Source organism: Cellulomonas sp. P1_G12_2 (genome assembly GCF_056405535.1).
In genome coordinates this window covers 180,179-204,992 of the sequence record NZ_JBFUBX010000003.1, presented here as the reverse complement: position 1 = coordinate 204,992, position 24,814 = coordinate 180,179, and the positions used below count along the sequence as shown (strand labels likewise).

Genomic DNA, 24,814 nt, shown 5'->3' with positions numbered 1-24,814 from the left:
TCAGACCGATCCGTGGAACGTGCGGGACAGCACGTCGAGCTGCTGCTCACGGGTGAGCCGCACGAAGTTCACGGCGTAGCCCGACACCCGGATGGTCAGCTGCGGGTACTCCTCGGGGTGCTCCATGGCATCCAGCAGGGTCTCGCGGTTGAGCACGTTGATGTTCAGGTGGAAGCCCGACGACATCATGAACGCGTCCAGCAGACCGACCAGGTTGGTGACCTGCTCGTCGCGGGTGCGCCCCAGGCCGGTCGGGATGACCGACGAGGTCAGCGAGATGCCGTCCTGCGCCTCGCCGTAGGGGATCTTCGCGACGGACAGTGCGGAGGCGAGCATGCCGTGCGCGTCCCGCCCGTTCATCGGGTTGGCACCCGGAGCGAAGGGCTGGCCGGCGTGACGCCCGTCGGGCGTGGAGCCCGTGGACTTCCCGTAGACCACGTTCGACGTGATGGTCAGGACGGACTGCGTGTGCAGCGCCTTGCGGTACGTCGGCGTCTTGCGCAGCTTGGTCATGAACAGCTCGACGAGCCACACCGCGATGTCGTCGGCACGGTCGTCGTCGTTGCCGTAGGTCGGGAAGTCGCCCTCGACCTCGTACTCGGTGATCAGGCCGTCGACGGTCCGCACCGGGTGCACGGCCGCGTACTTGATGGCCGACAGGGAGTCGGCGACCACCGAGAGCCCGGCGATGCCGCAGGCCATGGTGCGCAGGATCGCGCGGTCGTGCAGGGCCATCTCGAGACGCTCGTACGCGTACTTGTCGTGCATGAAGTGCACGCAGTTGAGCGCGTCCACGTACGTCTCGGCGAGCCAGTCGAGCATCCCGTCGAGCTTGGCCACGACGTCGTCGTAGTCGAGGACGTCACCGGTGACGGCCGGCGCCGAGGGGGCCACCTGCTTGCCCGTCATCTCGTCGCGACCGCCGTTGATGGCGTAGAGCAGCGCCTTGGCCAGGTTGATCCGCGCGCCGAAGAACTGCATCTGCTTGCCCACCCGCATGGGCGAGACGCAGCACGCGATCGCGGCGTCGTCACCCCAGGAGTCGCGGATCAGGTCGTCGGACTCGTACTGCAGCGCGGAGGTGTCGATGGAGACCTGCGTGCAGAAGCGCTTGAAGCCCTCCGGCAGGCGGTCGCTCCAGAGCACCGTCAGGTTGGGCTCGGGCGCCGGGCCCAGGTTGTAGAGCGTCTGCAGGAACCGGAAGGACGTCTTGGTGACCAGGGTGCGGCCGTCCTCGCCGATGCCGCCGATCGACTCGGTCACCCAGGTGGGGTCGCCCGAGAACAGCTCGTCGTACTCCGGGGTGCGCAGGAACCGCACGATGCGCAGCTTGATGACCAGGTCGTCGACGAGCTCCTGGACGTCCTGCTCGGTCAGCCGGCCCGCAGCGAGGTCGCGCTGCATGAAGACGTCGAGGAACGTGGACGTGCGGCCCAGCGACATGGCCGCGCCGTTCTGCTCCTTCACCGCACCGAGGTACGCGAAGTAGAGCCACTGCACGGCCTCCTTGGCCGTCGTCGCCGGACCGGAGATGTCGTAGCCGTACGTGGCGGCCATCGCCTTGAGCTCCTGCAGGGCGCGGATCTGCTCCGCGTTCTCCTCGCGGTCGCGGATGACGTCCTCCGACGAGCGCTCCTTGTCGAGGTCCGCGCGGTCCTCGCGCTTGGCCGCGATCAGGGCGTCGACGCCGTACAGGGCCACGCGGCGGTAGTCGCCGATGATCCGGCCGCGGCCGTAGGCGTCCGGCAGGCCGGTGATCAGGTGCGAGGACCGGGCCGCGCGCACCGAGGGCGGGTAGACGTCGAACACGCCGTCGTTGTGGGTCTTGCGGTACTTGGTGAAGATCTCGCCGACGATCGGGTCGGGCGCGAAGCCGTAGGTCTCGAGCGCCTTCTCGACCATCCGGTAGCCGCCGTTGGGCATGATCGCGCGCTTCAGCGGAGCGTCCGTCTGCAGGCCGACGATGAGCTCGTGGTGGCGGTCGATGTAGCCCGGCTCGTGCGAGGTGATCGTCGAGGGCGTGTGCTGGTCGATGTCGTAGACGCCGCGGGCGCGCTCCGCCGGGAACATCTCGGTCAGCTTGGCCCAGATGCCGGTCGTCCGGGCGGTCGGTCCCGCCAGGAAGGACGCGTCGTCGATGTACGGCGTGTAGTTGCGCTGGATGAAGTCACGGACGTCGATCCGGTCCACCCAGGGGCCGGTGACGAACCCTTCCCAGGCCGGCCTGACGGCGGGCTCGATCCGAGTGTTCGCGGACACGGTGCTCGTGGACATTTGCGCTCCTCCGACGTTGCTGATACCTCGACGTTACGGAGGCGGCGAGGATTCGTCCCAGGACCTAAGGCCCCGTGTGATGCGGGTCATCACGACGACAGGCCGAGCGCCGCGAGCGTATCGCGGGCGACGTCCGCAGGACGCAGGCGCAGCTCGGTCACCAGCTGCTCGCGGGTGGCGTGGTCGAGGAACTCCCGCGGGATGCCGAACGCCTGCACCGGGGTGCCGATACCGGCCTCGCGCGCACGCTGCGCGACCACCGATCCGAGGCCCCCGTCGACCACGCCGTCCTCGATCGTGACCACGTGGTCGTGGTCGCCGACCAGCTTGGTCAGCGCCGCGGCGACCGGCAGGACCCACCGGGGGTCGACGACCGTGACCCTGAGCTTGTGCGCGGCGAGCACCTCCGCCGTCTCGAGCGCGGTCTGCGCCATGGCGCCGTAGCCCACGACGAGCACGTGCGGCGCGTCGACGGGGCCGTCGTGCCGGGCCAGGATGTCGATGCCGTCCAGGTGGTCGATCGCGGGCACCGGGTCCACGAGGGCGCCCTTGGGGTACCGGACGACCGTGGGGGCGTCGTCGACGTCCACGGCGGTGCGCAGGGCGTCGCGCAGCGTCTCCTCGTCGCGCGGAGCCGCCAGCCGGAGCCCCGGGACGACCCCGAGCATCGCCAGGTCCCACATGCCGTTGTGGCTCGCGCCGTCCGACCCCGTGAGGCCGGCGCGGTCGAGCACGAACGTCACGCCGGCCTTGTGCAGGGCGACGTCCATGAGGATCTGGTCGAACGCGCGGTTGAGGAACGTGGCGTACACGGCCACCACCGGGTGCAGACCGCCGAACGCCATCCCCGCCGCGGACGTCGCCGCGTGCTGCTCGGCGATCCCGACGTCGAACACGCGCGAGGGGAACTCCGCGGCGAACGGCGCGAGCCCGACCGGCTGGAGCATCGCCGCGGTGATGGCCACGACGTCCGGCCGCCGGCGCCCGATCCGCACGAGCTCGTCGGCGAACACGCTGGTCCACTCGAACCGCGAGGGCGCCACGGGCAGCCCGGTCTCGGGGTGGATCTTGCCGACCGCGTGGAACCGGTCCGCGACGTCCTGCTCGGCCGGCACGTAGCCGCGGCCCTTCTCGGTGATGACGTGCACGATGACCGGCCCGCCGAACGCCTTGGCGTTGCGCAGCGCCCGCTCGACCACGCGCACGTCGTGCCCGTCCACCGGGCCGACGTACTTGATGCCCAGGTCCTCGAACATGCCCTGCGGCACCAGGACGTCCTTGATGCCCTTCTTCATGCCGTGCAGCGCGTCGTAGGTGGCGCGGCCGGGAGGCCCGGAGCGGCGCAGCGTGCGCTTGCCCCAGGACAGGACGTTCTCGTAGCCGCGCGTGGTGCGCAGGGTGTCGAGGTGGTGGGCGAGGCCGCCGATCGTCGGCGCGTAGGAGCGGCCGTTGTCGTTGACGACGATCACCAGCCGGCGGTCCTGGCCCGCCGCGATGTTGTTCAGCGCCTCCCAGGCCATGCCGCCGGTCAGCGCGCCGTCCCCGATCACCGCGACCACGTGCCGGTCGCCGCGGCCGGTGAGCTCGTTGGCCTTGGCGATGCCGTCCGCCCAGCTGAGCGCGGTCGAGGCGTGCGAGTTCTCGACGACGTCGTGCACGGACTCCGCGCGGCTGGGATAGCCGGACAGGCCACCCTTGCTGCGCAGCTGCGAGAAGTCGCGGCGGCCGGTGAGCAGCTTGTGCACGTACGCCTGGTGGCCGGTGTCGAACACCATGGTGTCCAGCGGCGACTCGAACACGCGGTGCATGGCGATCGTCAGCTCGACGACGCCGAGGTTGGGACCGAGGTGGCCGCCCGTGCGGGACACCCGGTCGACCAGGAAGGTGCGGATCTCGGCGGCGAGGTCGTCCGCCTGGCGCGCGGTGAGCCGGCGCACGTCGTCCGGGGAGCTGATGCGGTCGAGCTGACCCATGGTGGTGCCTCCTCCTCCGGTGTGCGGCGACGATGCCGCACGCTGCGGACGCCGAAAGCTGTGCCCACACTGTAGATGGACCGGAGCCGGACGACGCGCCGAGGCTGGTCAGGAGCCCGTGGAGGCCCCGTGAAGAGGGACGTCCGACCGACTATCATGGATCGGAAAGGGGACACCCATGCGCTTCCTGCCTGGCCACGCGGCCACCTCCGACCTCACCTACGGAGACGTCTTCCTCGTCCCGTCGCGTTCCGAGGTCACCTCCCGCTTCGACGTCGACCTCACCGCCGTCGACGGCACCGGCACCACCGTCCCGATCGTCGTCGCCAACATGACTGCCGTCGCCGGACGTCGGATGGCCGAGACCGTCGCCCGTCGCGGGGGCATCACCGTCCTCCCCCAGGACGTCCCGACGGACGTCGTGGCCGAGGTCGTGGCCTCGGTCAAGGCGCGGCACACCGTCGTGGAGACCGCCGTCGTGGTCAGCCGCCACGACACGGTGCACACGGCCCTCACCCTCATCGGCAAGCGCTCGCACGGCGCCGCGGTCGTGGTCGACGACGGCAAGCCCGTCGGGGTCGTCACCGAGGCCGACTGCCAGGGGGTCGACCGGTTCACGCAGGTGGAGGAGGTCATGACCGCCCACCCGACCACCGTGGACCTCGCGATCATCGAGCAGGGCGGGCTGCGCGGGCTGGAGGCGGCCTTCGAGAAACTGCACGGCTCGCGTCGCAAGTTCTCCCCCGTCGTGCGCGACGGGGAGCTCGTCGGTGTGCTCACCCGGATCGGCGCGCTGCGCTCGTCCATCTACCAGCCCGCCGTGGACGCCCAGGGGCACCTGCGCGTGGCGGCGGCCGTGGGCATCAACGGTGACGTCAAGCAGAAGGCTCTCGAGCTGCTCGATGCCGGGGTCGACGTCCTCGTGGTCGACACCGCGCACGGCCACCAGCGCAAGATGCTCGACGCGCTGGGCGCGGTCCGCTCCCTCGACCCTCACGTGCCGGTGGTCGCGGGGAACGTGGTCACCGCCGAGGGAACGCGCGACCTGATCGCCGCCGGCGCGGACATCGTCAAGGTAGGCGTCGGTCCGGGAGCCATGTGCACCACGCGCATGATGACCGCCGTCGGGCGCCCGCAGTTCTCCGCGGTGCTCGAGTGCGCCGCCGAGGCTCGGCGCCTCGGCAAGCACGTGTGGGCCGACGGCGGCGTGCGGCACCCCCGCGACGTCGCGCTCGCGCTGGCCGCCGGCGCCTCGCAGGTCATGGTCGGGTCCTGGTTCGCCGGCACGCACGAGTCGCCGGGCGACCTGCACGAGGACGGCAACGGCCGGCTGTACAAGGAGAGCTTCGGGATGGCGTCGGCACGTGCCGTCGCGGCCCGCACCAAGGGTGGCTCCGCGTTCGACCGGGCCCGCAAGGCGCTGTACGAGGAGGGCATCTCCTCCTCGCGCATGTTCCTGGACCCCCGCCGCCCGGGCGTCGAGGACCTCATCGACACGATCACCGCCGGCGTGCGCTCGGCCGCGACCTACGTCGGCGCCACGACGATCGACGAGCTGCACGAGCGCGCCGTCGTCGGGATCCAGTCGGCTGCGGGCTACGAGGAGGGGCGCCCGCTGCCCGACGGGTGGTGACCGACATGCGTCCCGTCCTGGTGATCACGCACGCCCCGCACGAGGGCCCCGGGCTGATCGCCCGCGGGCTCGACGCACCGCTGCGCGTGCGCACCGTCCTCGACCTCGAGGACGCGCGGCTGCCTGCTCTCGACGAGGTCTCCGGGGTGGTCGTCATGGGTGGTCCGATGGACGCCGACGACGTGCGTGGCCACCCGGGCCTGGCCGCCGAGCGGGCGCTCCTCGTGGCGGCCGTCGAGGCCGACGTGCCCGTGCTCGGCGTGTGCCTGGGCATGCAGCTGCTCGCGCTGGCGCTCGGCTCGCACCTGCACCTGCGGGCGGCCACCGAGATCGGGTTCGCGCCCGTCGACATCGACGTCGATGACCCCGTGCTCGGCGCGCTCGGCACCCGTCCGACCGTGCTGCACTGGCACTCGGACACCGTCGACCTGCCGCCGGGCGCCACGCTCCTGGCCTCGACCGAGGCGACGCCCGTGCAGGCGTTCCGGGCGGGCAGCGCGCTCGGCCTGCAGTTCCACCCCGAGCTCGACGCCGGGATGCTCGACCTCTGGCTCTCCACGCCGGACATGGTCGGCGAGCTCTCGGACGACGACATCGACGAGATCCGCTCGGCCGGCGCTCGGCACCTGCCCGGGCTCGTCCCGGCCGCGGAGAAGATGTTCGCCGGCTTCGGGGAGCTCGTCCGGGCCCGCGGATGACGCACCCGACGCCGGACGTCAGCGGGGCGCGCGCCGAGCTCGTCGACCTGTGCGCACGAGGGGTCGACTGGCGGGTCGACCCGGCCCGCGTGCTCGAGGACGTCTCGACGGCGCGGCCCGCTGCGGTCCTGGTGCTCTTCGGCGCACTCGACGGCGCACCGGCGCGGACCGGGTCGCCCGTCGTGGCCCGCGACCTCGACGTGCTGCTCCAGCGCCGCTCCCGGACGCTCGGGCACCACGCCGGGCAGATCGCGTTCCCCGGGGGCCGCCTCGAGCCGAGCGACGCCGGACCGCAGGAGGCCGCGCTGCGCGAGGCGGTCGAGGAGGTCGGGCTCGACGCGTCGGGCGTCGAGGTGCTCGGCACCCTCCCGCCCCTGCCGGTGCCGGTGAGCAACCACCTGGTGACGCCGGTGCCGGCGTGGTGGACGCACCCGTCCGAGGTCGCGGCCGTCGACCACGCCGAGACTGTGGACGTGTTCCGGGTGCCCGTCGCCGACCTCCTGGACCCCGACAACCGCGCGAGCGTCGAGCACACCCGGTGGGGTCGGACCGTCCGGACGCCCGCGTTCACGGTGGACGGCAGGCTGGTGTGGGGGTTCACCGGGATCGTGCTGTCCCGGATGTTCGACGCGCTCGGCTGGGCCGTGCCGTACGACGTCCACCGGATCGTCGGGGCTCGCTGACGTGGTCCACCCCCTCCCCGAGATCGAGGTCACCGAGGATCTCGCCCGCTCCCTCCTGCGCGAGCAGCACCCCGACCTCGCCGACCGGCCGCTGACCTGGGCCGGCACCGGCTGGGACAACGCGCTCTGGCGGATCGGTGAGCACGTCGCCGCCCGGTTCCCCGTGCGGGAGGTCTCGGCGCCCCTGGTGGTCCACGAGCAGCGCTGGCTGCCGGTCCTGGCACCCCGGCTGCCGGTCGACGTGCCCGTGCCGGTCCGTGTCGGGATGCCGTCGGCCACCTACCCGTGGGCCTGGAGCGTCGTGCCCTGGTTCGACGCGGTGGCAGCCCACCGCACACCGGTGCCGGGTCGGTCAGCATGGGCGCCGCAGCTGGCGGAGGTGTTCGTCGCGCTGCACCGGCCGGCCGCCGACGACGCACCGGTCAACCCGTTCCGCGGCATCCCCGTCGGCACCCGCGAGCAGCCGCTGCGCGAGCGCCTCGACCAGCTCGGGCTCGCCGACGCCGACCGGATCCTCGAGCGGTGGCGGGACCTGGCCTCGGCGCCTTTGTGGGACGGCCCTGCCCTCTGGCTGCACGGCGACCCGCACCCGGCCAACCTGCTGGTGCACGACGGCCGGCTGCGCGCGGTCATCGACTTCGGGGACGTCACGTCCGGCGACCCCGCCTCGGACCTGTCGACCGCCTGGCTCACGTTCGACGCCGAGGGCCGGGCGGCGTTCCGGGCGCGGCTGGCCTACGACGACGCGACCTGGCGGCGCGCCCAGGCCTGGGCGCTGCACATGGCGGTCGTCCTGCAGATGCACCCCGTCGACCATCCCCACCTCGCCGAGATCGGACGGCACGGGATCGCCCAGGCGCTCGCGGACTGACCCGGCGCCATACTGGCGGGATGGCGCACGAGCCCAACAAGACCGTCCCCACCGGCGCCGACGTCGAGGCGTTCATCGAGCGGGTGGAGCACCCGGTCCGTCGTCGGGACGCCGAGCGCCTGATCGCCCTCATGAGCCGCGTCACGGGCGAGCAGCCGCGGATGTGGGGGCCGACCATCGTCGGGTTCGGGACGTACCACTACCGGTACCCCTCGGGTCGTGAGGGCGACATGGGCGCGGCGGGCTTCTCCCCGCGCAAGACCGCGACCACGGTCTACCTGCCGGACGGCGTCGACGCGCACGCCGAGCTGCTCGAGTCCCTCGGCCCGCACACGCTGGGCAAGGGGTGCCTTTACCTCAAGGACCTGGACTCCGTGGACCTCGGCGTCCTCGAGGAGGTCGTTCGCCGCTCGTTCGCGACGGTGACCGCGGGGACGTTCGGCACCCGGTTGTCCGGTCCCGGCGCCGGCTGACCGTCAGGATGCCGGTCCCTCGCGGACCATGCCTCGCACCGCGTCCAGGCGCAGCGTCGCGGGGTCGACGTCGGTGAGGACCCACGTGGCGCCGGCCGCGACCCAGGGATCCGGATCGGCCCCGAGGGTGAGGTCGATCGCGACGTCGAAGGCTCGCACCGGGTCGGTCCGCAGGTCACCCACCCGTGACACGGCCTCCGCCAGCTGGTCCGGGGACGTGAGGTTGACCGGGAAGAACCCGTCATGGCGGGCCGCGCGCCGCAGGGGGCGCAGGTTGCCGGGGAACGCGGCGACCCAGACGGGGATGTGACCGCGCACCGGGGTGGGCGAGAAGGTCATGCCGTCGACGAGGTGGTGCCGCCCGTGATGGTGCACAGCCTCACCGGTCCACGCCGAGCGCAGGATCTCGAGGGACTCGTCGAGCATCTCGGCGCGGGTCCGGTCCTGGACGGGCTCGCCCGTGCGTGAGTACTCGCCGGCGAACGAGTCGCTGCCGACACCGACGCCGAGGACGAGTCGCCCGTCGCTGAGCCGGTCGAGGGACACCGTCTCCCGCGCGACCTTGGTGGGACGACGCCGCGCCAGGGGGCTCACCATGGGTCCGAGCGCGATGCGGCTGGTCAGCGCAGCTGCGGCAGCGAGGCTGACCCACGGGTCGGCCACCGCCGTCACCGGCGCCCGCCAGGCGATCTGGTCCCACACGAAGAACCCGTCCCACCCCGCGGCCTCGGCCTCGACGGCAAGCTCGGCGACCACCCGGGGGTCGGCGAGCTCGTCGAACAGCGGCAGCCACACCGCGGACCTCATCGCGCACCCCGGGGTGCGGTGTGCTCCAGCAGCGCCGCGGTGAACTCGTCCCAGCGGGCCGGTGGCAGCTCGTGACCGGCACCCTCGAGCACCACCAGCCTCGCCCCCGGTATCGCGTTCCTCAGCGCGTACGCGTGGGACAGCGGGAAGACCGGGTCCAGCTCGCCATGGACGACGAGCGCGGGCACACCGACGTCGCCGAACCCTCCGTGCACCGGTCCCGGGGTGTCGATGGCGAAGTGGTTGCTCGCGGCGCTCGGGTCCGTGGAGCGCGCCAGCTCGAGCTCGACGAGCCGGCGCACGTGTGCCTCGTCGACGAGGGTGGACTCGCCGTGGTAGGCCCGGATCACCGCGACCGTGTGGTCGACCCACGCGTCGCGGTCGTCGAGAGCCGGGGCGGGCGCCCCGACGGCCTCCCGGAAGGCGGAGGTCGGGCCGGGCAGTCCGGCGTCACCCGTCGTCGTCGACAGGAACGTCACGCTCGCGACGCGGTCGGGGTGGTCGACGGCCAGGATGAGCGCCGTCCCGCCCGACATCGAGCGGCCGACCACGTGGACCTCGTCGAGGCCGAGCGCGTCGACGATCCCGAGGGCGTCGTCGGCCAGGTCCCTCATGTCGTACGCCGGGTGCCCGCCGCGGGAGACCGTCGACCGTCCCGTGTCGCGCTGGTCGTAGCGGATGACGAACCGGCCGCCGGCGGCGAGCCGGTCGCACAGCTCCTCCTCCCACCCGACCATCGACGCGGCCGCGCCGTGGATGAGGAGGATGGCGGGGTCGCCGCGGTCACCGGCGGTCTGGACGCAGAGCTCGACGTCGCCGACCTGGATCAGGGTCTCGGGGTTCATGGGAGCGACGCTAGGACGGCTCCGTCACCGCGCAAAGCGATTGTTCCTGATGCTGATGATCGGTTGGTGCGATACTGCGGCATGCTCGACCTGCGCCTTCTCGCCGCCCTCGACGCCGTGGCCCGCACGGGCACCTTCGGGGCCGCCGCCGTCGAGCTGGGCTACACGCAGTCGACGCTGAGCCAGCAGGTCGCCGCCCTGGAGCGACGTGTGGGCGGCGCCGTGTTCGACCGTCCCGGTGGAGCCCGTCGACCCCGGATCACGCCGCTCGGTCGCCTCGTCCTCACGCAGGCACGGACCCTGCTCGAGGCCGACGTGGTCGCCCGGGACGCCATCGACCGCTTCCACGCCGGTGCCGGGCGCGTCGACGTCGGCACCTTCCAGACGGTGACCAACGTGCTCCTCCCCCTGGTTCTCGACCGGCTCCGGGTCGAGCACCCGGACGCGGACGTCCGACTGTTCGAGGACGAGACCGAGGAACCGCCGCTCGAGCTGCTCGACCTCGCGTTCCTCGACGTCCCCGGCCCGGACGACGCCGACCACGTCGAGGTGTTCCGGGACGAGCACGTCCTGGTGTCCAGGCCTTCCGCCTTCCCGCCCGGACCCGTCCCGCTGGCCGAGCTCGACGGCCGCCCGATGGTGGCCCTCCCGCCGATCTGCGACCAGGCGGTGGTCGAGGCCGCCTTCGCCCGGGCAGCGGTCGCGCCCGACATCGTCTTCCGGACGGTGGACAACCAGGGCATCACCTCGATGGTGCGCGCGGGACTCGGCTCGGCCGTCATGCCTGTGCTCTCCGTGTGGGGTCAGCGCCACGACGACGCCCTGTCGTTCCACCGACTCGAGCCGGCGGTCCCGGACCGCGTCGTGCGGGTGGTGTCACGGGGCACCCTGTCGCCGCTCGCGGCACGACTGCGGGAGCTGTCCGTCGACGCCGGTCAGCAGCTGGTGCGCGACCTCGCAGCCGGCGGACCCGTGCCCTGAGGGCTCGTCGCTCCGCCACTGCGGGTCGTGTCCGCACCCGACCGCCGGGCGCGTCATGATGTCCGGCGTGACCGACTCACCGACCCTGTCCCGAGCACCGCGCGCCGGACTGCGTGCGTGGCTGAGCGACCTCGGTGCCGTCGTGGGGCAGGGCATCCGGCTGTGGGTGCGCACCTGGCCGCTCCTGCTCGTGATCGCGCTGCTCGCCGTCGCGGGGCGGCACGCGGCCGGCTGGGCCGCCGTGAACGCGGCGACCGTGAACAACACGCTCGGCTGGGCGGTGCTCGTGCTCGCGCCTCTGAGCATGGTCGCGGGGATCGTGGCGATGCTGCACGTGCTGCGTCGCGACCTGCCCGCGCTCGACGCCATCGGCCGCACGCGCGGACCCGACGATGCCGCGTCCGGGCACGAGCGCGGCCTGGTCGACGTGCTGGCCTCGGTGTTCGTGCCGTTCCTCGCGCTGTACACCTCCTACGGACTGCTGGACGAGGACCGGGCGCGGTTCCTCAACACGGCCGCGTACCGGGAGTTCATGGAGGGCTTCTCGCTCTCGGGGGACGGCCCCGACGGGTCGTTCGTCGACCTCGCGACCGGTTGGGGGCTCGTCGCCCTCGTCGTGGTGGCGGTCGTGCTCCGCTGGCTGCTCGGCCGGTGGGAGGGGCGCAGCCACCGGCGCGCGCTCGCGTTCGCGGGCGCGTACGTCGAGGCGTTCTGGCTGCTCGCGGTCGCGGCGTTCGCCACCCAGCTGCTCGACGGCGTGTGGACATGGATCGAGTCCCGGCGCGCCGTGGCGATCGTGCTCGAGTGGTGGCTCACGGTCCTCGACGCGCTCGGCCCGGTGGCCGGACCGGTCGACGCGGCGGTGAACGCGGTCGCCGGCGTGCTGGGCAACCTCGACGACCTCGTGGTCATCCCGCTGGCGTGGCTCACCGTCGGCGCGGTCGTCTACGGGCACAAGCTCGCGGCACCGCCCAAGCCCGAGCCGCGCGTGCGCCTGGCCGCGTGGCAGCGGGTGCCGGCGCCGGTGCGTCGCTGGACGACCGAGGCCGCGGCGCCCGTCGTCGGCGACGTGCGGGGGCGGTTCACCGCGCTCGTCGACGGGCTGCGACGGCTCGCGATCGCCGGGCTGGGCCCGATGCTCGTGTTCGCGCTGGCGTTCCTGGTGGCGACCCGGCTCGAGGAGGGCATCCTGCTGCTCTTCCGGGCGATCAGCGGCCCGCAGGACGTCGACACCTGGCTCGCGTTCGCTCCGATGGTCTCGTCCGTCGCGACGGCCGTCGGCCTGACCGTGACGATGGCGCTCCTCGCCGCAGGCGTGGACCGGATCCTCGCGGGCCAGGCGGCGGTCGCGGCGCGGGCACCCGAGCCGGTCGGGGCCTCGGAGGCCTAGCTCGCGACCTCGAGGAGCACGTACTGGGGCATCTGCCACCAGAGGGCGACATCGGTGATCTCCACGCCGTCAGGGACGACGACGACGGGCGACACGGACCACGTGCCCGGTCGGGGCGGGGCGTCCGGGTCGCCGAGCGAGTCCTCGAGGTCGCCCAGCGGCGGCCACGGGCCCGGGGCGTCCTCCGGGACGCACGGCATCGCGGACTGCAGCGCACCCCAGCCGCTCGCCACGTACCCGTAGCGTGTCCCGGCCGCGTCCCGCACGGCGAGCGAGCAGCCCGTGAGCACGGTGTCGGGATCCGCGCTCAGGGTCAGGTCGACCTGCACCGCGCGGGTGCCGTCGGGCAGCACCATGTCCTCGGGCAGGGTCGGCGCGTCGCCCACGCCGTCGAGTCGTACCTCGACATCCACGGGCAGGGTTCCGCCCGCGCCGTCGTAGACGCGCTGGTGGAACGGAGCGGTCTCGCCCGCCTCGACGGTGGTCGGGCGGCGCAGGTCCTGCTCCCACCACAGGGTGCGGACCCGGTCGCCCGCCGCGACGAGCGCGAGCGCCAGCGCGACGGGCAGCGCGACCAGGGCCCAGCGGTTGCGTCGCCACCAGGACCGGGAGGTCGGCGGCGAGTCGGTCGTCGTGCTCAAGGCTGCTCCGGAGGCTCGTCGGACCACGCGCCGGCGAGGACGGGAGTGTCGTCCGCCGCCCACGCGTCCGCGTCGGCCTGCGTGAGGCCCAGGTCGATGTCGGCGACGTCGTCGCGGCGCTGGTCCTTCTGCTCCGACCCGATGCGCAGGTGCGCCCCCGGCACAGCCTCGGGCGGGAGCTCGACGCGCACCGTCGCGTAGCGAGGGACCCCCGGCTGCGCGGTGCCCGGGAGGAACCATGAGCGTCCGCCCGTGAACACGGTGTAAGTGCGACCGTCGCCGCCGAGAAGCTCCGCGAAGCTCAGCGCGCGCGGCTGGCCGACGACCTCGATCGTCAGGGGCACGGTGAGCCACACGCCAGGCGTCGCGAGCAGCGTCCCGTCGTCGTTGTCGAGGACCGTCGAGCCCGCGGGCTCGCCCGCCGTCAGGCGCGCGTACCGGAGCTCGACGGGCTCACCGACGACCGCGGACCGCACGAACGACGCCTGCACGCGCTCGTCGACGGGGAAGGCGGTGACGACGACGTGGCCCACGGCGAGGGCGGCGAGGACGGCCGCACCGGCGCCGAGCGTCTGCCTTCGGGGACGACGTGCGACCGGCTCGGGCACGGTCACTCGTCGACCTCCTCGTCCTCGTCGGACACGGCCTCGCGCACGTCGAGCTCGCCCCGCAGGGTCGTCGTCGGGTCCCACCACGCCACGGTCGGATCGAGGCTGCCGCTGCGCCAGGTGTGCCGCTGCACCAGGACGGTCGCGCTGGTGGGCGGTGCGACGGAGCCGTCCTGCTCGAACAGGAACGCGGCCTCGTACGTCAGGCCCGGCTGCACGGGGCTCAGCGACGAGCCGTCCTCGAGCAGCGCGATCGACGTGGACGTCACCCCCGGGACGATCGGTTTGTGCGCCTTCACCAGCCCGTCGACGTCGGTGAGCGTGAGCGCGTCCCGAAGCGTGCCGCCCAGAAGACCCGCGTCGCTCGTGTTGCGCACCGTCGCGACGACGCCGATCCACCGGTTGCCGGCCTCGGAGAGGTACTGGCCCGGCAGGGCGGTGGTCCACACGACACGGTGGACGGTCAGCTCGAACGGGGCGACCTCGACCGGGGTGTCGACGGCGAGCATCTCGGGGCCGTCCTGCGCCTGCTCCTGCAGACCGCCGAACGCCGCCGTGACCGCGAGGAGTGCGACCGCACCGCCGATGCCGATGCGTCGCAGCGGCTGATCGAGCACGCGACGCGCGACGATGCTACCGCTCTGCCGCGCTCGGGAGCGCAGGTCAGGAGGGGCGGCGGGTCCGGGCACGCGGCCGAGTGTAGGTGCGCCCCAGGGTCAGGGGCGTCAGGTGACCGGTGTCAGTCCGGGACGCGCGCCAGGGCGATCCCGAACCCTGGCAGGAGGTCGTACCACCGCACGTCGACGAACCCGGCACCCTCGAGCAGCACGCGGAACTGCTCGGGCGTGTGGAAGCCGATCCACCCCGGGTCGCCGGCCAGGGAGAGTGCCGACGCCAGCCGGACGAACCACTCCGGGCCCGGGTCGATGATCGCGTAGTGGCCGCCCGGCCGCAGGCACCGCCTGATGCCCGCCGCCGCGGCCGCCGGATCCGGGTAGTGATGGTGCGCGAGGCAGTTGTAGACGAGGTCGAACGCGCCGTCGAGGTCCCGCGGCAGGTCCCCGACGTCGGACTGCACGAACGCCGTGTTGTCCAGGCCTGCTGCCCAGGCCGCCCGGTGCGCGCCCACGACCATCCCGGCGGCCAGGTCGACGCCCACGACCTCTCCGTCGGGGACCCGGCGCGCGACGGCCCGCAGCTCCCGCCCGGGGCCGCACCCGGCGTCGAGCACACGGGCGTCGGGCGTGAGCAGGGGCGCGAGCATGTCGAGGGCCTCGGAGAAGAGCGGGACGGAGAACGGGCGCACGTAGAAGTCGTAGGCCTCGGCCAGGCGGTCGAACTCCTCGACCAGCCCGTCGTTCTTGGTCGGCGCGTCCAGCAGCCGCGGACCCCGCTGCGTCCGGCTGAGCAGCGGTCCCCCGCCGGGGGTCGGCGGGGCGGCGTCCACGACCAGGCGATCGCCACGGGCGCGAGCGTTCTGGCGTGTCGCGCGGGCCGGGTCGGAGACCAGCGCAGCCCACGACCACATCGATGCGGCGAGCACCCCGCTGGCGGTCTCGCTCATGCGTCGGTGCGCCGCAGCACGACGGCGATCGTGCCGGCCGGGATCCCCTCCACGCGCACGGTGCTGCGATGGTCGACGCCGGCCACGACCGAGTCCGGCACGGTGGCCCGCAACGAGACGACGACCGACTCCTTGGCGGCCAGGTCGAGGGTCGAGGGCGTGACGGTGACCTCGACGTCGACCGGCTGGCCGGACGGGTCGCGGAACGGGTCCACGACGACGACGCCCGCCGCCGCGGCGTCCAGCACGTTCTCGACCTCGAACGCCCCGGCGGCCTGCGCGCCCGCCGGCCCCTCCAGCACGAGCGACGCCGCGGCGGGCGCCGGCGCGTCGTCGGCCGTGTGCTGGTGCGCGACGGGCGCGTCGGCGTGGCTGTGCGTCGCCGGCCGGCCGGGCGTCTGGAGCGACACCACGCGGGGGGCCTCCTTGGCCACCGCGGTGACCTCGGCGAGCCAGTCGGTGACGAGGCTTCCCCAGGCCTTGTAGTAGGCGACGTTCGCGTCGACGATCCGGCGCACCAGGTCGTCCGCGCCTGCGGTGGGTGGCGGCTCAGCCATGGACGACCGGGACCCGGCCCTGGCGCGGCTGCGGGCGGCAGCAGGGCTCCTTGTAGAAGTGGTCGTACCAGTGGTGCACCGTGTCGGGCTCGTCCAGGACCGCGACCTCGTGGACGCAGGAACAGCCGCCGTCGGACGACGACACCTCCCACCGCACGACGTGGTCGCGGCAGCCGCGTACCCACAGGAGGGCCGACAGCGACTCGGAGCCGTCGTCGGGGAGGTGCACGGTGGCGGTGAACGTCGCGGTCTCGTACGGCCCGATCTGCTGCTGCACGGGCGTGACCGTCACCGAGCCGGCGTCAGGCCCGGTCACCCGGACGGCGACGAACCGGCTGGCGGGCCACTCGTTGGTCACGACGAGCCGCAGCGTCATCGTGGCGCCCGGGCAGCCGTGCGCCGTGACGGTGGGCAGCTTCTCGGGCAGGAAGCACGCGTCGGGGATCGCGCAGCCGCACGGCTGCGTGCCCAGCGACACCTGCGGCAGGCGCAGGCCGCTCGTGTCGACCTTGCCGGCTGCCGCGACGACGTCCGACACGGGTGTGGACGACCGCATCGCGTCCAGCATCGACCGGCCGAGCTTCAGGCCGGCGCCGACCACCGCGTCGAGCGCGGCCGTCGTCTGGTCGGTCATGCTCTGCTGAGTGCTCACGACGGCTCCTTCGCTCGTGTGCTGCGCTTCCGCGGGGTGGGCACCGGGGCGGTGACCTGGACCTCGACCCGCACGCGCACCCCGGCAACCACCCAGGTCCCCGCGTGCTCGGCGGGCGGGAGGCCGGCCGGGACGTGCACCTCGGCCGCCACGAGCGTGTCGGCGCCCGGCGCGAGGATCCCGGCGCCGTCCGTGACGACCACCCGGGCGGCCTCGGACTGACGGGCGGCCACGGTGTCGGCGACCACCGCCCACCGGTCCAGACCCCGAGCCTTGCCGCTCAGCCCGGCGGCGATCGCGTGCTCGAGCGTCTCCCGCTCCTCGAACGCCAGCACGGCGACCTTGCCGATCTCGACGGGGAGGTTCCCCCGGTTCACCACGTGCACCGACACGGGCACGATCGCGCCGGCCGGTCCGGAGACCGGGACGACGAGCGGCCGGACCTCGGCCGCCTGGGACCCGAGCACCTCGATCCGCACGTCGATGGCCCCGCCGTCCCAGAGCAGCTGCGCCGCCCGCTCCCCCGAGGGTGCGTCGTCGGCCAGCAGCAGCCGGACCTCGGTCCGCGCCGGACCGGCGGGGGCCGTGAGCACCCGCGCGGTCGACAGGACCTCGTCGGGCTCCTTCGACGCCGGCGGCACCAGCACGATCGAGGTGCGCTGGTCGGGGGGGACGTCGACCACTCCGACCACCGCGCCGGGCGGGCCGACGAGCCGCGCGACCCGGACGTCGTCCGCCGCTGCCCGGGTGGCACGAGCCACGGTGTCAGCCGTCCTTCGGGTCGAGGTCGTCGTCGCGGTCCGTGTACCCGCAGCGCTCGCAGGGTCCGGCCTTGTACGCCTCGGAGATCATCTGCGCCTCACCGCACAGCCGGATGCTCAGCAGGTCCATCCCCAGCAGGCTCAGCCCGACCGTGAAGTCGGCGGGCAGGTGGGCGCGCGTCTCGGGGAGCTCGGTCACGGCGAGGTTGAGGTTGACCGGGTTGAGCGTGACGGGGTTGAGGGTGATGGTCGCGTTCAGGGGGTTCAGGGTGACGGGGTCGATGCCCATCTGGATCTTGGGGATCGGCTCGTGGATCGTGATGCCGAACTCGTTGGGGATGCCGGCGACCGTGACGGGACCGATGGCACCGATGTGGTCGACCACCACCGGGTTCATCGAGACGGGTCCGATCGAGCCGAGATGCCCGTCGAGGTGGACGTCGGAGCCCATGGCTACCCCCAGGTTGCCGTGCGGGATGTCGTCACCAAGCAGGATCGACCCGGACAAAGTCGGGCGTCAACCAGCAACGCCGCCCAGTTCGTCGGCCAGCAGGTCCAGCTCGCCCAGCAGCACCATCTCCTCGGGACTGGTCTCCGAGGGGTACCACGCCACCTGCGCGGTCGACGACGGTGCCACAGCGGCGCCCGTGAGGAGCTCGTCCGCGAGCGCCTGCAGCGCCGGCAGCCGCACGGAGGACGCGAGCAGCACCTCGACCACCGCGAAGATCGCCGCCACGTCCTCCACCGTGCCGACGACCTCGATCCGGCCGGTCAGCACGGCGTCCCGCACCTCGAGCCGGGCCTCGAGCAGGTCGACCACGGTCCCCCGGTCCGTGCGGCCCCAGCAGGCCGGTCCGTGGGCGGCGGCCGACGTCACGCGCAGCGCGCCCGCACCGTCGAACCGCACGTCGACCGCCTCGTCGTCCAGGCCGATCCGCGCCTCACGCGCACCGGCGAGCCTCCGCACCCGCGCGCCCGCGTCGGGGTCTCCGGCGTCCAGACCCGCCACGAGCGCCGCCACGAAGGCCGCGAGCCCCCTATCCGGCACGCTCGACCACCCCCAGCCCGACGGAGTCCACCCGCGTCCCGGCGATCAGCCCGACGCAGCGGAACGCCCCGACGAGCTCGTGCAGGAAGGCGGAGCCGGGCTGCGCGGGCTCCGCCATCACCAGCTGTGCCACGTCCCGCACGTCGAACTCGAGGTCCAGCCCGTCGAAGCCGTTGCTCGCGTGCACCACGACGCGCGACGGGAGCCGCTCGGTCGCACGGTCGGTGTGCAGTGCGGCGAGCGCGCCGGGCAGGCGACGCGACGGCCACGTGCGCCCCGTCGTCTCGACGAGCACCTGGTCGTCGACGAACCGGACCACCCGACCGCGGACCTCCACGGTGAGCAGCACCAGGCCGGACCTCGTGTGCGCGCGGTTCGTCATGCGCGAGAACACCACCAGCAGCCCGTCAGGGGCGTGCCAGCAGGCCCAGTCCCAGCCGGCGTCGTCGCCCCACCACCACCGACCCCAGTTGTGGTCCGCATAGCCTCCGGCGCCGTCCAGCGTGACCGTGCGACCGGGGAGGTCGAGGGTGCCGTCGACGCGCAGCCTCGGGTAGACGGCCCAGCCGAGGTACCCGGAGCCGAACGGCATCGTGGACTCCACGCTGAGCTCCGGACCGACCGGCACCCCCTCGAGCGAGAGGTCCAGCCCGTCCCGGGGCAGGCGGGCACGCGCGGCCACCCGGGTGCCGGACGGATCCGCGGCGACCGCGACGCCCGCGGTGGCCAGGGCGAGCACCCCCGTCTCGACCGAGCCGCCCGACACCACCTCCGCGTTCCCCGCCCAGCCGGTCCCCGGCTCGTGCACCAGCGCCGCGCCGACCGCGCGGGACGCCGGCGCGGCGGGGTCGCCGTGCACCGACACGTTGACCAGCGCGATCAGCCCGGTCTCGTGGTCGAACGCGTTGACGTGCAGCCACTCCTTGTACGCACCACGCGCAGGATCGTCCGCCGACGGGCGTCGCAGGTGGTCGCGCACGGTCAGCGCAGGACGCCGCCGTCGACCCGCGCGGGTGCGGGGCGACCGGGCAGCACGGTGGCAGGCGGGAGGCCGGAGCTGTCCGCGAGCGCCTGCACGAGGTCGACCGTGTCCTTGGCCAGCACCCACATCCCCACCATCAGGTCCAGCGGGTCGATGCGTTCGGGGTCGGTCGGCCGGTCCGCGCCCGTGGGCTCCGCGACCAGCGGCGGCAGCTCGAACGTCTCGGCGAGGTCGTCCACCAGGAGCAGGGCGGCGTCGTTGCGCAGCTGGTCGAGGACCCGGCTCGGCGGCATCGTCGAGAGCCACCGCTCGATGCCCAGCTGCTTCCAGAGCAGCGCGGCATTCGTCGCCGGGCGTCCGTGCGCCAACCCCTCCCGGAGCCGGCGGCCCTCGGTCGTCTCCGCCGTCTGCCGCCCGAGCGCCGCCACACCGGCCGCCAGTGCTCCGACGACGTCGGCCCCTGACACCAGGGAGAGCGCCGCCAGCCGGCCGGAGAGCGAGGCGACGAGTGCCGCCGTCGTCCGGCCCGCCCGGTCGGGCTCGTCGACCAGCCGGACCTCGGCGCGCGCCGTCACGCGACGACCTCCGTCACGGTGACCTCGAGCGGCACCCCCGCCGGGTGGAGCCCGCGCAGGGTCACCAGGCCGCGGTAGAGCCCGGGTGGGACGTCGCCCGGGACGCGGAGCCGGACCGTGACGCGCGCCTGCTCGGCGGGGGCGAGGAGCCGGAACGCCGGTCGTGCGTCGGCGTCGACGAACCACGTCGTGCCGTCGTCGCCGACCAGCGGGGTGAGGACGGCCGCGAGGGCTGTGTGCACCCGCTGCCGATTCTCGACGTCCAGCTGGACCTGGGCCCGGCCGCCCAGCGGCGCGGTCACCGCCAGCGCGTCCGGGGCGTCCGGTCGCAGCACCGTGCCGGGGCTGTGCGGCTCGAACATGCCTTGCACCCGCCGCAGGTACCGGAGCGTCTCGTCGACCATCCGACCCTGGAACTCGGTCTGCAGGCGCAGGATCTCGCTCAGTGCGTCGCCGGCTCCGTGCGGTGGCTCCGTCATCGACTCCCCCAGCTACAGCGTCCGGTCGATCACGTAGTGCAGCATCTCGCGCAGAAAGTGACGATAGTCCGCCGAGTCGTCGTCGCGGGAGGGGCCCAGCACGCGGGACTCGAGCTCGAGGGCCTTGCGCGAGTACCGCTGCGCCAGCGCGCGCCCGTGGTCGATCGACCCGCCCCGCCCCATGGCGCCCGCCAGCCACGCCACCTCGTCACCGTCCTTGTCCGGCCGGGGGACGGTCAGCAGGCGCAGCGCGCGCTCGCGATCCGGCGTGGGGGCCGTCCGCAGGAAGTGCAGGAGCATGACCGTGCGCTTGCCCTCCCAGAGGTCGCCGGCGGACTCCTTGCCGTAGGCGCCCTCGTCGGCCACGAGGTTGAGCACGTCGTCGGTGATCTGGAACGCGACGCCGGCGTGGAACCCGAGGGAGACGAGCGCGAGGAGCTCCTGCTCGGTGGGCCGGCCCTCCCCCGGCGGGCTGCCGCAGATCACGCCGATGCGCAGCGGCGCGATCACCGTGTACCAGCAGGTCTTCTTGTAGACCATGCGCACGTAGTCGCGGTCCTGCAGGTCGAACGTTCCGGCGGCTATCCAGTCGAGCTCGATCGCCTGACCCTCCACCGACTCGCGTGCCATCCGCTCGAACTCCCGCAGCACCAGGAGCGCCTTGCGGACGCCGATGCCCGACACGTTCTCCAGCAGCACGCCGACCGAGAGGATGTTCGTCGCGTCCCCCACGTTGATCGCCACCGGGACGCCACGGTCCGCGAACAGGGTGGCGCGGCCGCGCCGGAACGTGGAGGCGTCCTCGATGTCGTCGTGCACCAGGAAGCCGTTGTGCAGGAGCTCCAGGGCCGTCGCCGAGCCGAGCGCCTGTTCCGTGCGGCCACCCGCGGCGATGGCCGCGCTCAGGCAGATGGCAGGACGCAGACCCTTGCCCTCCCGGAGCGGGTAGTCCGCGACGAGGTCGTACAGGGGGCCGTAGCCCGTGGCCCGACGACGCGCGACGAGCTCCGCGATCTCTCCGCGCACGAGGTCGCGCGCGTCGGCGAGGACGCGCGCGACCAGTCGTTCGTCGTGGGCCATGGGCCCGTCCTACCGCACGACGACGGCCCCCGACCACCGCGGGGGTGGTCGGGGGCCGTCGGTCGCGCTGGTCAGGCCTTGACGAGCGAGCGCAGGACGTACTGCAGGATGCCGCCGTTGCGGTAGTAGTCCGCCTCGCCGGGGGTGTCGATCCGCAGCACCGCGTCGAACGCGACGACCGTGCCGTCGGTCTTCGTCGCGGTCACGGCCAGGGTGCGCGGCGTGGTGCCCTCGTTCAGCGCCGTGACGCCCGTGATGTCGAACGTCTCGGTGCCGTCCAGGCCAAGCGAGTCGGCCGACTCCCCCTCCGGGAACTGCAGCGGCAGCACGCCCATCCCGATGAGGTTGGAGCGGTGGATCCGCTCGAAGCTCTCGGTGATGACCGCCTTGACGCCCAGCAGGCTGGTGCCCTTGGCGGCCCAGTCGCGCGACGAGCCGGAGCCGTACTCCTTGCCACCGAGCACCACGAGCGGGATGCCGGCCGCCTGGTAGGCCTGCGCGGCGTCGTAGATCGACGACTGCTCACCGGTCAGCAGGTTCTGCGTGAACCCACCCTCGACCCCGGGGACCAGCTGGTTGCGCAGCCGGATGTTGGCGAACGTGCCGCGGATCATGACCTCGTGGTTGCCGCGGCGCGAGCCGTAGGAGTTGAAGTCGCGACGGCCCACGCCGTGCTCGGCCAGGTACAGGCCGGCCGGGCTGTCGGCCTTGATCGAGCCGGCCGGGCTGATGTGGTCGGTGGTCACCGAGTCGCCCAGCTTGGCCAGGACGCGGGCGCCGTGGAAGTCGACGACCGGCGCCGGAGCAGCCTGCATCCCGTCGAAGTACGGGGGCTTGCGGACGTAGGTGGACTCCTGGTCCCACTCGAACGTGTCGCCCTCGGGCGTGGGCAGCGAGCGCCACCGCTCGTCGCCCGAGAAGACGTCGGCGTAGTCCTTGGTGAACATCGCGCGGTCGATCGAGGCGTCGATCGTGGACTGCACCTCGTCGGGCGTCGGCCAGATGTCCGCCAGGAAGATCGGCTGACCGGCCTCGTCGCGGCCCAGCGGGTCGGACGCGAAGTCGAAGTCCATGGTCCCGGCCAGCGCGTACGCGATGACCAACGGCGGCGACGCCAGGTAGTTCATCTTGATGTCGGGGTTGATGCGCCCCTCGAAGTTCCGGTTGCCCGACAGGACCGCGGCCACGGCGAGGTCGTGCTCCTGCACGGTCTCCGAGACCTTCTCGTCGAGGGGGCCGGAGTTGCCGATGCAGGTGGCGCAGCCGTAGCCGACCAGGTGGAAGCCCAGCTTCTCGAGGTACGGCCACAGGCCGGCCTTCTCGTAGTAGTTGGTCACCACCTGCGAGCCGGGCGCCATGGACGTCTTGACCCAGGGCTTGGCGACGAGGCCCTTCTCGACCGCCTTCTTGGCGACGAGGGCCGCGGCGATCATCACCGACGGGTTCGACGTGTTGGTGCAGCTGGTGATCGACGCGATCGCGACCGCGCCGTGGAACAGGTCGAACGACCGACCCTGCGTGTCGGTGGTCGGGTACACCCGCATGGCCGACGACGTGATCGCGGGCGAGTCGGACGCCGGGAACGACTCGCGCTCGGCCTCGTCGACCCCGTTGGTGACCTCGGGCGCGTAGGTCGGCAGGTCGCGCTGGAACTGCTCCTTGGCCCGCGACAGCTCGATGCGGTCCTGCGGTCGCTTCGGGCCGGCGATCGACGGCACCACGGTGGACAGGTCGAGCTCGAGGTACTCGGAGAACAGCGGCTGGACGTAGCCCTCCGACGTGGGGTCGAGCCACATCCCCTGCTCCTTGGCGTACGCCTCGACGAGTGCGAGCTGCTCCTCGGAGCGCCCGGTCAGGCGCAGGTACTCGATCGTCACGGAGTCGATCGGGAAGATCGCGGCGGTCGAGCCGAACTCCGGGCTCATGTTGCCGATGGTCGCGCGGTTGGCCAGCGGCACGGCCGCGACACCCTCGCCGTAGAACTCGACGAACTTGCCGACGACGCCGTGCTGACGCAGCTTCTGCGTGATCGTAAGCACGATGTCGGTGGCGGTGACGCCCAGCGGGATCGTGCCCGTGAGCTTGAAGCCGACGACGCGCGGGATGAGCATCGACACCGGCTGGCCGAGCATGGCCGCCTCGGCCTCGATGCCGCCGACGCCCCAGCCGAGCACGCCCAGGCCGTTGACCATCGTGGTGTGGGAGTCGGTGCCGACGCAGGTGTCGGGGTAGGCCTTGCCGTCACGCACCATCACGACGCGCGCCAGGTACTCGATGTTCACCTGGTGCACGATGCCGGTGCCCGGCGGGACGACCTTGAAGTCGTCGAACGCGGTCTGGCCCCAGCGCAGGAACTGGTAGCGCTCGCGGTTGCGCTCGTACTCGAGCTCCACGTTGCGCTCGAACGCGTCGGCGCGGCCGGCCACGTCGATCTGCACGGAGTGGTCGATGACCAGCTCGGCCGGAGCCAGCGGGTTGATCCGGCTGGCGTCGCCACCGAGCTCGACGACGGCCTCGCGCATGGTGGCCAGGTCGACGACGCAGGGCACGCCGGTGAAGTCCTGCATGATCACGCGGGCGGGCGTGAACTGGATCTCGGTGTCGGGCTGGGCGTCCGGGTCCCACTCGGCGAGCGCCCGCACGTGGTCGGCGGTGATGTTGGCGCCGTCCTCGGTGCGCAGGAGGTTCTCCGCGAGCACCTTCAGGCTGAACGGCAGGCGCTCCACCCCCGGCACGGCCGAGAGCCGGTAGACCTCGTACGAGGCGTCACCGACCTCGAGTGTTCCCTTCGAACCGAAGCTGTCGACGCTGCTCACGGGGGCTCCTTCGCTGGCGAGTCTGCCGGTGTTCCTGCCGGGGATGAAAGTCACCCGGACCGCTGGGCGGTGCGACCTCCCAGCCTAGGTGGCCGCCGGGGTCGCGATTTATCTCGACATCAAGATACATGCTTGCGGGCCTCCGCGCACACGCGTCCACGTCGGCGTGGCGCGTGCGCGCGAAGGCCCGTCAGCGCCTCGGTCAGCTCTTCGCGGCCCGCTCCGCGTCCACCGCGTCCTGCGCCTTACGCTCCGCCTCGATCGCCCGCTCGTGCGAGCGCGGGTCGTACTCGGGAGTGCCCTGCTTGTGCAGCTCCTGGGTGACCAGTCGCTTCGCCTCCGCCAGCCGGCTGACCGCGTCCTTCTCGCTCACCGTGCTCCCCTCCGCCGGGCCGCTCCGGTCCGGCTCTCGCGTTCCACGCT

26 protein-coding genes are annotated in these 24,814 nt (G+C 72.9%); 7 read left to right on the top strand and 19 right to left on the bottom strand.

What is annotated here, in order from left to right; genetic code table 11:
• Both pflB and dxs read right to left on the bottom strand, forming a co-directional pair.
• Positions 1 to 2,274, bottom strand: coding sequence for a formate C-acetyltransferase (gene pflB, locus AC1DXT_RS13475; protein ID WP_477061815.1), 2,274 nt, complete (start codon positions 2,272 to 2,274; stop codon positions 1 to 3).
• 89 nt (positions 2,275 to 2,363) lie between these two features.
• The gene (gene dxs / locus AC1DXT_RS13470; RefSeq protein ID WP_477061814.1) at positions 2,364 to 4,247 is read right to left on the bottom strand and encodes a 1-deoxy-D-xylulose-5-phosphate synthase; all 1,884 of its coding nucleotides are present in this window, start codon (positions 4,245 to 4,247) and stop codon (positions 2,364 to 2,366) included.
• Positions 4,248 to 4,425: 178 nt separating this feature from the next.
• On the opposite strand from dxs, the gene AC1DXT_RS13465 reads away from it, so the two are divergent.
• From AC1DXT_RS13465 to AC1DXT_RS13445, 5 genes are read left to right on the top strand one after another with little or no spacing between them, the layout of a single operon-like run.
• On the top strand, positions 4,426 to 5,880 hold the full coding sequence (locus AC1DXT_RS13465; RefSeq protein ID WP_477061813.1) for a GuaB1 family IMP dehydrogenase-related protein: 1,455 nt from the start codon (positions 4,426 to 4,428) through the stop codon (positions 5,878 to 5,880).
• Between the two features lie 5 nt (positions 5,881 to 5,885).
• Positions 5,886 to 6,578 carry a type 1 glutamine amidotransferase gene (locus AC1DXT_RS13460; RefSeq protein ID WP_477061812.1) on the top strand — a complete coding sequence of 231 codons (693 nt, stop codon included), beginning with the start codon at positions 5,886 to 5,888 and terminating at the stop codon, positions 6,576 to 6,578.
• A complete protein-coding gene (locus AC1DXT_RS13455) occupies positions 6,575 to 7,261 on the top strand; it encodes an NUDIX hydrolase (RefSeq protein WP_477061811.1) in 687 nt (228 codons plus the stop codon). The genes AC1DXT_RS13460 and AC1DXT_RS13455 overlap by 4 nt, the downstream gene beginning before the upstream one ends.
• Position 7,262: 1 nt before the next feature.
• On the top strand, positions 7,263 to 8,132 hold the full coding sequence (locus AC1DXT_RS13450; RefSeq protein WP_477061810.1) for an aminoglycoside phosphotransferase family protein: 870 nt from the start codon (positions 7,263 to 7,265) through the stop codon (positions 8,130 to 8,132).
• 20 nt (positions 8,133 to 8,152) lie between these two features.
• Complete coding sequence (locus AC1DXT_RS13445; RefSeq protein WP_477061809.1) at positions 8,153 to 8,605, top strand: DUF1801 domain-containing protein; 453 nt, start codon at positions 8,153 to 8,155, stop codon at positions 8,603 to 8,605.
• 3 nt (positions 8,606 to 8,608) lie between these two features.
• Here AC1DXT_RS13445 and AC1DXT_RS13440 read toward each other — a convergent pair whose 3' ends face one another.
• Positions 8,609 to 9,412 carry an LLM class flavin-dependent oxidoreductase gene (locus AC1DXT_RS13440; RefSeq protein ID WP_477061808.1) on the bottom strand — a complete coding sequence of 268 codons (804 nt, stop codon included), beginning with the start codon at positions 9,410 to 9,412 and terminating at the stop codon, positions 8,609 to 8,611.
• Positions 9,409 to 10,257: an alpha/beta fold hydrolase gene (locus AC1DXT_RS13435; protein WP_477061807.1), complete on the bottom strand. Its 849-nt coding sequence runs from the start codon at positions 10,255 to 10,257 to the stop codon at positions 9,409 to 9,411. Before AC1DXT_RS13435 ends, AC1DXT_RS13440 begins: the two co-directional genes overlap by 4 nt.
• A gap of 81 nt (positions 10,258 to 10,338) precedes the next feature.
• Between AC1DXT_RS13435 and AC1DXT_RS13430 the strand changes: the two genes are divergently transcribed.
• Both AC1DXT_RS13430 and AC1DXT_RS13425 read left to right on the top strand, forming a co-directional pair.
• Positions 10,339 to 11,238: a LysR family transcriptional regulator gene (locus tag AC1DXT_RS13430; RefSeq protein WP_477061806.1), complete on the top strand. Its 900-nt coding sequence runs from the start codon at positions 10,339 to 10,341 to the stop codon at positions 11,236 to 11,238.
• A 67-nt stretch (positions 11,239 to 11,305) separates the two neighbouring features.
• Positions 11,306 to 12,628, top strand: a complete 1,323-nt coding sequence (locus AC1DXT_RS13425; protein WP_477061805.1) for a hypothetical protein — start codon at positions 11,306 to 11,308, stop codon at positions 12,626 to 12,628.
• On the opposite strand, the gene AC1DXT_RS13420 is transcribed toward AC1DXT_RS13425, so the two are convergent.
• The 15 genes from AC1DXT_RS13420 to AC1DXT_RS13350 all read right to left on the bottom strand — a co-directional run bounded on the left by AC1DXT_RS13420 (position 12,625) and on the right by AC1DXT_RS13350 (position 24,764).
• Positions 12,625 to 13,269, bottom strand: a complete 645-nt coding sequence (locus AC1DXT_RS13420) for a hypothetical protein (RefSeq protein ID WP_477061804.1) — start codon at positions 13,267 to 13,269, stop codon at positions 12,625 to 12,627. The two genes, AC1DXT_RS13425 and AC1DXT_RS13420, sit on opposite strands and share 4 nt — an antisense overlap.
• The gene (locus AC1DXT_RS13415; RefSeq protein ID WP_477061803.1) at positions 13,266 to 13,883 is read right to left on the bottom strand and encodes a hypothetical protein; all 618 of its coding nucleotides are present in this window, start codon (positions 13,881 to 13,883) and stop codon (positions 13,266 to 13,268) included. Before AC1DXT_RS13415 ends, AC1DXT_RS13420 begins: the two co-directional genes overlap by 4 nt.
• Entirely contained in the window at positions 13,880 to 14,494 is a 615-nt protein-coding gene (locus AC1DXT_RS13410) for a hypothetical protein (RefSeq protein ID WP_477061802.1), read from the bottom strand. The genes AC1DXT_RS13415 and AC1DXT_RS13410 overlap by 4 nt, the downstream gene beginning before the upstream one ends.
• A gap of 122 nt (positions 14,495 to 14,616) precedes the next feature.
• Complete coding sequence (locus AC1DXT_RS13405) at positions 14,617 to 15,441, bottom strand: class I SAM-dependent methyltransferase (protein ID WP_477061801.1); 825 nt, start codon at positions 15,439 to 15,441, stop codon at positions 14,617 to 14,619.
• On the bottom strand, positions 15,438 to 15,998 hold the full coding sequence (locus tag AC1DXT_RS13400) for a hypothetical protein (protein ID WP_477061800.1): 561 nt from the start codon (positions 15,996 to 15,998) through the stop codon (positions 15,438 to 15,440). Before AC1DXT_RS13400 ends, AC1DXT_RS13405 begins: the two co-directional genes overlap by 4 nt.
• Positions 15,991 to 16,650, bottom strand: a complete 660-nt coding sequence (locus AC1DXT_RS13395) for a hypothetical protein (RefSeq protein ID WP_477061799.1) — start codon at positions 16,648 to 16,650, stop codon at positions 15,991 to 15,993. The genes AC1DXT_RS13400 and AC1DXT_RS13395 overlap by 8 nt, the downstream gene beginning before the upstream one ends.
• Positions 16,647 to 17,411 carry a hypothetical protein gene (locus AC1DXT_RS13390; RefSeq protein WP_477061798.1) on the bottom strand — a complete coding sequence of 255 codons (765 nt, stop codon included), beginning with the start codon at positions 17,409 to 17,411 and terminating at the stop codon, positions 16,647 to 16,649. Before AC1DXT_RS13390 ends, AC1DXT_RS13395 begins: the two co-directional genes overlap by 4 nt.
• 4 nt (positions 17,412 to 17,415) lie before the next feature.
• A complete protein-coding gene (locus AC1DXT_RS13385; protein WP_056090752.1) occupies positions 17,416 to 17,862 on the bottom strand; it encodes a hypothetical protein in 447 nt (148 codons plus the stop codon).
• A 66-nt stretch (positions 17,863 to 17,928) separates the two neighbouring features.
• On the bottom strand, positions 17,929 to 18,459 hold the full coding sequence (locus AC1DXT_RS13380; RefSeq protein ID WP_477061797.1) for a hypothetical protein: 531 nt from the start codon (positions 18,457 to 18,459) through the stop codon (positions 17,929 to 17,931).
• Positions 18,449 to 19,438, bottom strand: coding sequence for a hypothetical protein (locus tag AC1DXT_RS13375; RefSeq protein WP_477061796.1), 990 nt, complete (start codon positions 19,436 to 19,438; stop codon positions 18,449 to 18,451). Before AC1DXT_RS13375 ends, AC1DXT_RS13380 begins: the two co-directional genes overlap by 11 nt.
• 2 nt (positions 19,439 to 19,440) lie before the next feature.
• The gene (locus AC1DXT_RS13370; protein ID WP_477061795.1) at positions 19,441 to 20,016 is read right to left on the bottom strand and encodes a hypothetical protein; all 576 of its coding nucleotides are present in this window, start codon (positions 20,014 to 20,016) and stop codon (positions 19,441 to 19,443) included.
• The gene (locus tag AC1DXT_RS13365) at positions 20,013 to 20,495 is read right to left on the bottom strand and encodes a hypothetical protein (protein ID WP_477061794.1); all 483 of its coding nucleotides are present in this window, start codon (positions 20,493 to 20,495) and stop codon (positions 20,013 to 20,015) included. Before AC1DXT_RS13365 ends, AC1DXT_RS13370 begins: the two co-directional genes overlap by 4 nt.
• Before the next feature lie 12 nt (positions 20,496 to 20,507).
• Positions 20,508 to 21,575: a polyprenyl synthetase family protein gene (locus tag AC1DXT_RS13360; protein WP_477061793.1), complete on the bottom strand. Its 1,068-nt coding sequence runs from the start codon at positions 21,573 to 21,575 to the stop codon at positions 20,508 to 20,510.
• A 71-nt stretch (positions 21,576 to 21,646) separates the two neighbouring features.
• Positions 21,647 to 24,391 carry an aconitate hydratase AcnA gene (gene acnA / locus AC1DXT_RS13355; protein WP_477061792.1) on the bottom strand — a complete coding sequence of 915 codons (2,745 nt, stop codon included), beginning with the start codon at positions 24,389 to 24,391 and terminating at the stop codon, positions 21,647 to 21,649.
• 202 nt (positions 24,392 to 24,593) lie between these two features.
• The gene (locus AC1DXT_RS13350; RefSeq protein WP_477061791.1) at positions 24,594 to 24,764 is read right to left on the bottom strand and encodes a translation initiation factor 2; all 171 of its coding nucleotides are present in this window, start codon (positions 24,762 to 24,764) and stop codon (positions 24,594 to 24,596) included.
• Positions 24,765 to 24,814: the final 50 nt, after the last annotated feature.